The organism is Nocardia asiatica NBRC 100129, assembly GCF_000308415.1.
Classification (GTDB): Bacteria; Actinomycetota; Actinomycetes; order Mycobacteriales; family Mycobacteriaceae; genus Nocardia; species Nocardia asiatica.
The window spans coordinates 19,087-27,304 of sequence record NZ_BAFS01000162.1 but is presented as its reverse complement, the minus strand read 5'-3'; the positions used below and the strand labels follow the sequence as shown (position 1 = coordinate 27,304).

8 protein-coding genes are annotated in these 8,218 nt (G+C 69.0%); 6 read left to right on the top strand and 2 right to left on the bottom strand.

Annotated features, from left to right (window positions below; translation table 11 throughout):
- Positions 1 to 240 (top strand): hypothetical protein (locus ON27_RS44340; RefSeq protein ID WP_218003001.1); only part of this gene is annotated, 240 nt, incomplete at its 5' end.
- A gap of 642 nt (positions 241 to 882) precedes the next feature.
- Here the strand turns inward: ON27_RS44340 and ON27_RS15385 are convergent.
- The gene (locus ON27_RS15385) at positions 883 to 1,407 is read right to left on the bottom strand and encodes a hypothetical protein (protein ID WP_157227199.1); all 525 of its coding nucleotides are present in this window, start codon (positions 1,405 to 1,407) and stop codon (positions 883 to 885) included.
- 219 nt (positions 1,408 to 1,626) lie between these two features.
- Entirely contained in the window at positions 1,627 to 2,259 is a 633-nt protein-coding gene (locus ON27_RS15380) for a TetR/AcrR family transcriptional regulator (protein ID WP_043726638.1), read from the bottom strand.
- A 96-nt stretch (positions 2,260 to 2,355) separates the two neighbouring features.
- On the opposite strand from ON27_RS15380, the gene ON27_RS15375 reads away from it, so the two are divergent.
- Genes ON27_RS15375 through ON27_RS15355 form a run of 5 tightly spaced genes read left to right on the top strand, consistent with a single transcriptional unit; the run spans position 2,356 to position 8,207 of the window.
- A complete protein-coding gene (locus tag ON27_RS15375) occupies positions 2,356 to 3,246 on the top strand; it encodes a metal-dependent hydrolase (RefSeq protein ID WP_043726635.1) in 891 nt (296 codons plus the stop codon).
- A complete protein-coding gene (locus ON27_RS15370) occupies positions 3,246 to 4,298 on the top strand; it encodes a PDR/VanB family oxidoreductase (protein ID WP_043726632.1) in 1,053 nt (350 codons plus the stop codon). The genes ON27_RS15375 and ON27_RS15370 overlap by 1 nt, the downstream gene beginning before the upstream one ends.
- A gap of 59 nt (positions 4,299 to 4,357) precedes the next feature.
- The gene (locus tag ON27_RS15365) at positions 4,358 to 5,860 is read left to right on the top strand and encodes an aldehyde dehydrogenase family protein (protein ID WP_043726630.1); all 1,503 of its coding nucleotides are present in this window, start codon (positions 4,358 to 4,360) and stop codon (positions 5,858 to 5,860) included.
- Positions 5,857 to 7,323 carry a flavin-containing monooxygenase gene (locus tag ON27_RS15360; protein WP_043726628.1) on the top strand — a complete coding sequence of 489 codons (1,467 nt, stop codon included), beginning with the start codon at positions 5,857 to 5,859 and terminating at the stop codon, positions 7,321 to 7,323. Before ON27_RS15365 ends, ON27_RS15360 begins: the two co-directional genes overlap by 4 nt.
- The gene (locus ON27_RS15355; protein WP_051046630.1) at positions 7,320 to 8,207 is read left to right on the top strand and encodes a short-chain dehydrogenase/reductase; all 888 of its coding nucleotides are present in this window, start codon (positions 7,320 to 7,322) and stop codon (positions 8,205 to 8,207) included. The genes ON27_RS15360 and ON27_RS15355 overlap by 4 nt, the downstream gene beginning before the upstream one ends.
- Positions 8,208 to 8,218: the final 11 nt, after the last annotated feature.

Sequence of the window (8,218 nt, the reverse complement as noted above, 5' to 3'; positions counted from 1 at the left end):
GACCCCCATCCCGATGCCACCGAAGCCCGCGCCGACGACGGCCACTGTGCAGGTCATCGCGTTCAACACCCCTCCTCCTCCACGCTCAACCCATGGTCAACATTCAGCTACCCCAATCTCTTCGTTGGCTGGACCGCTTCGGATGGCAAGATCATCGGAGCGGGTTCGGTAGGGCGACGACGGACCAAAAGGGCGGAGCCACACCTCAGGAACGCGTACGACATGATCAACGGCACGTAGTCCGGCGAGCCGGTTGACGAGCGGTCGCGCCACGCTCGGCCGCCCACATGACCGCGCGCCGAGCCGTCGACCTGCACACTTTCAGCTATCCGCCGCTGCCGCGCTGTCTCACCGGCTCGGCCGAAGTGAGCGCCGAAGCCCCGGATCACGCCACGGCGAACCCGGCCGGGCGATGGCCGGGCGGGCAGGGCGGACGGATTCCGGGCACGCTCGAAGACCTGTGGAGCTGCGGATCGCGGCGGTGCACCGGGTGCGATGGGCGGAGTGCCGCCGACCTCGACCGCACCGGGAATCGAACAACCGGGCACACCGGTGAGCCGCGCCAACCGCTGCTGGCGAAAAGTGCTGCGGCCGAGCAGGATATGGCGGAAACTCGCTCGGTTCGTCATGCCGGGCGCTTCGCCCGTTCACGCACGCCGGCGAACTCGATCCGCTGGTGCGCGCGTACCTGTTCGGCGGCACACTGATCAGTGCGCACACCGGCGCCGCTGTCAGGACCGCATCTGGTGACGATCCCGAAACAAGGTGCAGCGCTGAGTTTCAGCCACGTCCAGCGGAGGTATCGACCGTTCGCTTTGGGCTACAGCCCGGGACCGGTCGGGCGGGGATCCTCGTCGCGGGCAGTGCGGATCCCCCTGCGCCTCATGCCGAGGTACGGGCGGTCAAGTCGTCCAGCAGGATCATGGCTTCCCCTTCCCGCTTCACCACGTGGGTGAGCCGGATCCGCAACGCGATCAAGTCGCTGTCGTCGCAGGGCTCGGCCAAGTCGTGTTCGAGCCGCTGCCACTCTCCGGTGGCGGAGACGTTCCCCAGGACCAGTTCTCGCTCGTCCTGCCCGGCGCCGCGCAGCCGCGCCGAAACCCGGATCGACGCGTGCGGTGAGCGCACCCACAGGTTCAGCGCCGCCAATCGCCCGGCGATCGAGAACTTCTGCCCGGACTTCACCACGAGGTCGACCTCGAGATCATCGGCGGCGGAGCGGATCAGCAGCACGAGCGCCCGGTGGTCGGCGCCCGCGACGCCGTCGGCGTACACCCCGGGCCGCTTGCTCGGCGCTCCCTCGACGAACGTCGTGAGATGGGTCCGGTCCGCCCCGTCTCCGGACAGCTCCCAGTTGTCCTTGTTCTCGAAGTCGTCCAGGAGCACCTCGACCGAAGCGTCCGACATCCCCGCTGTTCCTTCCTTCGCGCCCGCGCCGCACATTTTCCGGCTCTCCGGGAACCCTACAAGTCGCCGAATGCGGTTGTCGCGCCGGAACCGAAGGGGCCGCTTTTTCTCCCGGAATCCGGACGCCGCTACCGCGTGGGCAGGTCCCGAGAACCGATCGCGGGACCGTATCCCCGGGGATCGGCGACGTGGCAGCGGCGATCGGCGGACCGGACGACCTCAGCGGGGCAGGTCGCTCGGTCCGGCCACCACGGGTACCAGGTACGTTCGCGCGAAATCGCTCAACTGCTGGTCGGTCCGGAGTTCGGTGAGTCCGTGCGGCGCGAGGATCAACGAGTGGACGATCCGGCACACGATCTCCGCGCGGGTGGTCGAATCCGGGGCGGGGGCGAGGATTCCCCGCTCCACGGCGCGCCGCAGCGCGGTATCGGTGGTGTGGACGGACATGGCGAACGGACCGGCGCCGTCGACGGTGAGCTTGAGCACCACGCGCGCCGGTTCCAGCGCCAGCATGCGTTCGACGAGCGGATTGGTGCGCCAGCGGGTGATGACCGTGACGAAGATGTCGGCGACGAGGTCGCCGATGTCGTCGTGACGGTCGGGGATCTCGGCGATCTCGGCGAGCACGGCGGCCACTTCGCGACTGATCACGGCTTGCACCAGGTCGTCGCGCCCACCGACATGGCGGTAGACGGTCACCCGGTCCACGCCCGCCTTGCGAGCCACCTCCTCGATCGTCGTTTTCTTGACGCCGACCTGCTCGAACAGCACCAAGGCCGCGTCCAGGATCCGGGTGACCAGAACTCCGGCGGCGTTTTCGCTGCTCGCGGTGGCCTTCGACGCGGTGGGCATAGGTCAACGCTAGCAAAACACACCCCTTCTGCAACATTCCGCACAAGTTGTTGCTGCAACATTGCAATGCGATTTGTTGTTATGTACGGTCGAGTCATGGCTGAGCAGGCGGGCGCGACGCAGCGCCGGTATCGCGACGAAGCGCATGCGATCAACGCACGCGACGTCCATTTCGATTTCGATTCCGTGCCCATGCACTATGTGCCGGGCGAGGCCCTGGCCACCCACATCGTCAACGTGATGCACCTGGTTCTGCCCGAAGGGGAACGAGCCATGGCGCAGGCACTGGCCGAGGCCCTTCCGCACATCGACGACGAGCGCTTGCGGGAGGAGGTGACCGGATTCATCGGCCAGGAGACCATGCACGCCAACAGTCACGAAGCGGCGCGCAGGCACCTGCAATCGATCGGCTTGGACGTCGACTCCTACGTCGCCAAAGTCGGCTGGCTGGTCGATCGCATCCTCGGCGACCACGGGTTGACCGGCCGCGCGCGAGACGAGTGGCTCAAGGAGCGGCTGGGGCTGTTCGCGGGCATGGAGCACTACACCGCCGTCCTCGGGGAATGGCTGCTCAACGCCGACATCCTCGCGGAGAAGGGCATGCACCCGGCGATGCTGGACCTGGTCCGGTGGCACGGGGCCGAAGAGGTGGAGCACCGCAGCGTCGTCTACGACGCGTTCATGCATCTCGACGGCGGTTACGCGCGTAGAGCCCGCACGGCGATCCTGGCGAGCGCGACGTTGCTGCCGCTGTTCATCGTCTCGACCGCCTACCTGTACCGGAAGGACCCGTCGCCGGACAAAGGCCGGTTCTGGGGCCTGCAGTTCTGGAGCGCCACCCGGCGTGGCGTCATTCCGAAATGGACCGTGTTCATCACCGAAATGCCACGGTATCTGCGACCGGGATTCCATCCGTCGCAACTGGGGCCGATGGACAAGGCGCTGCGCTATCTGGCGCATTCGCCGGCAGCGCGGGCGGCGCGGTGATGAGCGAAGCGCTTGCCCAGGCCGATCGCGGGGCGCCTCCGGGCTTGCGTCTGCTGGGCGATGTCATGGACGTCTATCGGAAAGTGTTCGTCACCGGACGCACCGCCACGCTGCTGTCGCGTCCGAACGCCGTGCGCCGGACCGGATTCGACTTGGACACCACAATCACCGCGATCGAGCGCGAAGCCGCCGACGTGGTGAGCCTGACGCTGCGCGCGGCCGGTGGCGGGCCACTGCCCGCTTGGCGGCCGGGCGCTCACGTGGATATCTTCTTGCCATCGGGCCGCCAGCGCCAGTACTCCCTGTGCGGAGACCCGAGCGACCGATTCCGGTATCGCGTCGCGGTGCGGCTGATCCCCGAGGGCGGCGGCGGGTCGCGCGAGATCCACCGATCGCTGCGTGTCGGTGACGACCTGCGCATCCGCGGGCCGCGCAACGCGTTCACCTTCGTCGACGCGCCCTCGTATCTGTTCCTGGCCGGCGGCATCGGCATCACCCCGATCCTTCCGATGGTCAAGGCGGCCGGTGCGCGCGGGCAACTGGTGTACGTCGGCCGCTCGCGCGAGACCATGCCGTTTCTCGCCGACCTGCCGGATGCCGAGATCAGGCCGGACGACGAATTCGGCCCGCCGGACGTCGCCGCACTGCTGTGCCGCGCCCGTCCCGGCGCGGCGGTGTACGTGTGCGGGCCGCCGCCGATGCTGGAAGCAGCGCAGCGGTGCATGTTCGAGCTCAACCCGACCGGATCGCTGCACACCGAACGGTTCTCCGCCCTCCCGGTGGTCGACGGCGCCGAGTTCGATCTCACCTTGGCCCGCACCGGCGCCACCATCCGGGTCGCGGCCGACGAAACGGCGCTCGCCGCGATCCACCGCGAACTGCCGGACACCCCGTACTCCTGCAGGCAGGGCTTCTGCGGCACCTGCAAGGTAGGGGTCGTCTCCGGCGCCGTCGATCACCGTGACCGGTCGCTGACTCCGGCCGAGCGCGAGAACCAGATGCTGGTCTGCGTCTCCCGCGCCGCGGGCGATCACCTCGTGGTCGACCTCTGAGACCGCCACATGAAAGGGACAGCGTTGGCTATCCGCCGCCGATCCAGGGAGAGCACCCGATGAGCGTCTCCACCAGTACCTCCGCACCGTCGGTGGCCTCGACATTCGACGTGCGCGATCCGGCCACCGGCGCGGTGGTCGGCACCTACCCGGTGCACGACCGCCAGGAAGTCGATGCCGTCGTGTCCGCCGCCCACACGGCCGCGGCCTGGTGGCGCGAGCTCGGCTTCGTCGGCCGCGCCCGGCACCTGGACGCCTGGCGGGCCGAAATAGCGCGGGGCCGAGACCAATTGGCGCAGCTCATCCATCGCGAGATGGGCAAGCCGATCTCCGATGCCAAGCTGGAGATCGCCATGGCCCTCGAGCACTTGCGGTGGGCGGCCCGCAACGCCGAGAAGGTGCTGGGGCGTCGTGCCGTGCCGTCGAGTCTGCTCACGTTCAACCATGCCGCGACGGTCGAATACCGCCCCCTCGGCGTGGTCGGCGTCATCGGACCGTGGAACTACCCGGTGTTCACCCCGCTCGGCTCCATTTCCTTCGCGCTGGCCGCCGGGAACGCGGTGGTGTTCAAGCCCAGCGAGTACACCCCGGGCGTCGGACTGTGGCTCGCGGAGGCATTCGCGCGCACCGCGCCCGCCGAACCGGTCCTGCAGGTGGTCACCGGTCTCGGCGAGACCGGTAACGCGTTGTGCCGCAGCGATGTCGGGAAGATCGGTTTCACGGGTTCGACCGCCACCGGCAAGCTCGTCATGGCCGCGTGCGCGGAGAATCTCACCCCGGTGCTGATGGAGTGCGGCGGCAAGGACGCACTGATCGTGGACGCCGACGCCGACCTCGCCGCCGCTGCCGACGCGGCGGTCTGGGGCGGGTTGTCCAACGCGGGGCAGACCTGCCTCGCCGTGGAGCGGGTCTACGTCCACGCCGAGGTCTACGAGCGGTTCCTCGCCGAGTTGGTGCGCACAGCGTCGGAAATCCGCGCGGGCGAGCCGGATTCGAAGATCGGTCCCATCACCATGCCGAAACAGCTGGCGATCGTCCGCCGCCACATCGAGGACGCTCTCGCGCGCGGGGCGCGGGCCGTGCTCGGCGGCCCCGACGCCATCGATCGGCAGTTCGTCCAGCCGACCATCCTCGTCGACGTCCCCGAGGACGCGGCCGCGGTGACGGAGGAGACCTTCGGTCCGACGCTGACCGTCACCAAGGTCCGGGACATGGACGAGGCCGTCGAGCTGGTGAACCGGGGCGCCTACGGGCTGGGCGCCACCGTCTTCGCCCGCCGCAAGGGGCGCGACATCGCCGACCGCATCCGCGCGGGCGGCGCCTCGATCAACGCGTTCGTCGCGCACGCCACCATCCCCGAACTGCCGCTCGGCGGCGTGGGCGACTCCGGCTTCGGCCGCGTCCACGGTCCGGACGGGCTCAAGGAGTTCACCTACGCCAAAGCGACGACGCGGCAGCGCTTTCCCTCTCCCCTGCCATTGACCTCGTTCCGGCGCGACCACCGCGTGGACACGATCGTCGACCTGCTCGTCACGGTTCTGCACGGAAGGAAGCCACGGTGACAACCGATCGGACAGAGCACACACCCGTGGCGATCGTCGGCGCGGGGCTGGGCGGCATCGGCCTGGCGATCAAATTGCGCGAGGCCGGTTTCGAGGACCTGGTGATCCTCGAACGGGCCGACGACCTCGGCGGCACGTGGCGCGCGAACACCTATCCAGGCTGCGCCTGCGATGTGCCGTCGCACCTGTACAGCTACTCCTTCGCGCCCAATCCGGACTGGTCGCGCACCTACGGGCGGCAGCCCGAGATCCTCGATTACATCCGCGCGGTGGCCACCGAGCACGACGTCGTCCGGCACATCCGGTTCGGTACCGAACTGCTCGATGCCCGGTGGGACGAGCAGAACTCGCTGTGGCGGATCGAGACCTCGCGCGGAACGCTCACCGCGACCTTCCTGCTCTCGGCCACAGGTCTTTTCGCCGAGGCGAAATACCCGCGTCTTCCGGGGATCGATTCGTTCGCCGGCACGTCCTTCCACTCACTGCACTGGGATCACGACCACGATCTCACCGGCGAGCGGGTCGCGGTGATCGGCACCGGCGCCTCCGCGGTGCAGTTCGTGCCGGAGATCCAGCCGAAGGTGGCCGAATTACTGCTGTTCCAGCGTTCGGCGCCGTGGATTGTCCCCCGACTGGATCGCCGCACGCTCGACTTGGAACGGCGGCTGCTGCGGCGTATCCCGCTGGCGCAACGCGCGATTCGCGGCGGGTTCTACGCGGCGATCGAGACGTTCGGGCTCATCTCTCTGGTCGATCAGCGCTTCCGGCACCCCTACGAAGCGCTCGGCCGGTGGCAGTTGCTGCGTCAGGTGCGCGACCCGCGACTGCGCGAGAAGCTCACGCCCGACTACGTGATCGGCTGCAAACGCGCCATCTTCTCCGACAGCTACCTACCGGCGCTGGACCAACCCAACGTCGAGGTCGTCACCGACCCCATCGCCGAGATCCGGCCGCACGCCATCGTCCTGCGCGACGGCAGCGAGCATCCGGTCGACACCATCATCTTCGGCACCGGTTTCACCTCGATCCCCACGGCCTACGAACGCTATGCCGGACGCGACGGGCGGACGCTGGCCCAGGTCTACCGTGAGCGGCCGCAGAGCTACCTCGGCGTCGCACTGGCCGGATTCCCCAACTTCTTCTGCACGCTCGGCCCCTTCGGCGCCGCGGGGAACCAGTCCGCGATCTACATGATCGAATCCCAGATCGCCTACATCGTCGACGCCCTGCGCAGCGCGTACGCGTCCGGGGCGCGGCGCGTGGAGGTGCGCCCGGCGGCACAGGCGGCTTTCGTCGCCGAGATGGCTCGCCGTAGTTCCTCGACGGTGTGGCTGACGGGCGGCTGCCAGAGCTACTACCAGACGCCGGACGGTCTCAACGCCGGCCTCTACCCCAACTGGAGCTTCGAATACCGGCGCCGCACCAGCCGATTCGACACGAGCGCCTACGAGGTGAGCAGATGATCGCCGACATTCTCCCGATCGGTCGGGGACGCCGCGGGTATCCCGTCGCCGGACGGGTCGCGCTCATCACCGGCGCGGGCCGCGGAATCGGCCGCGAGCTGGCGGCCGTGCTGCACGAGAGGCGGGCCTCGGTCGTCCTCGTCGACGTCGACGAGGACGCGGTCGCGGAGGCGGCCGCCGCGCTCGGCGACCGTGCTTTGGCCATCGCCGCCGATGTCGCCGACCGCGCGGCGATGCGAGCGGCCGTCGAGCGCGCCGCCGACCATTTCGGCCGGTTGGACGTGGTCGTGGCGAACGCGGGCGTGGTGCCGCGCCCGGCCACGGTGCGCACACTCGACGGGCGCGACTTCGACCGCGTCATGGACATCAACCTCACCGGTGTGTTCAACACCGTGCGCCCGGCGCTGGATCGCGTCGTCGCCGCCGAAGGTCACGTGGTCGTGGTGTCGTCGTGCGCGGCGTTCGCGCCCGGCATGGCGGGCGCGCCGTACATGATCAGCAAAGCCGCGGTCGAACAGCTCGGCCGGGCGCTGCGCGTGGAGCTGTCGCCCTTCGGGGCCACGGCGGGTATCGCCTATTTCGGCATCGTCGACACTCGTATGACCCACGACACGCTCGACCACGACGACCTCGGCCGCGAGCTGGACGGTCTGCTGCCGTGGCCGTTGAACGTGCGGATCTCCGCGGCGCACGCCGCGCGCACCATCGCCGACGGCATCGAGCGGCGCGCCGCGCGCACCATCGCACCGGCCGGTTGGGAGCCTTACGCGCTGCTGCGCGGGGCGATCAACGTAGTTCTCGACAGCGCGCTCGCACGCGACACCCGGGTGCACGACCTGCTGCGCAGGGTCGAAGCCCGCACGGACGCGGCCCGCGTCATCTGATCCGAAGGAAA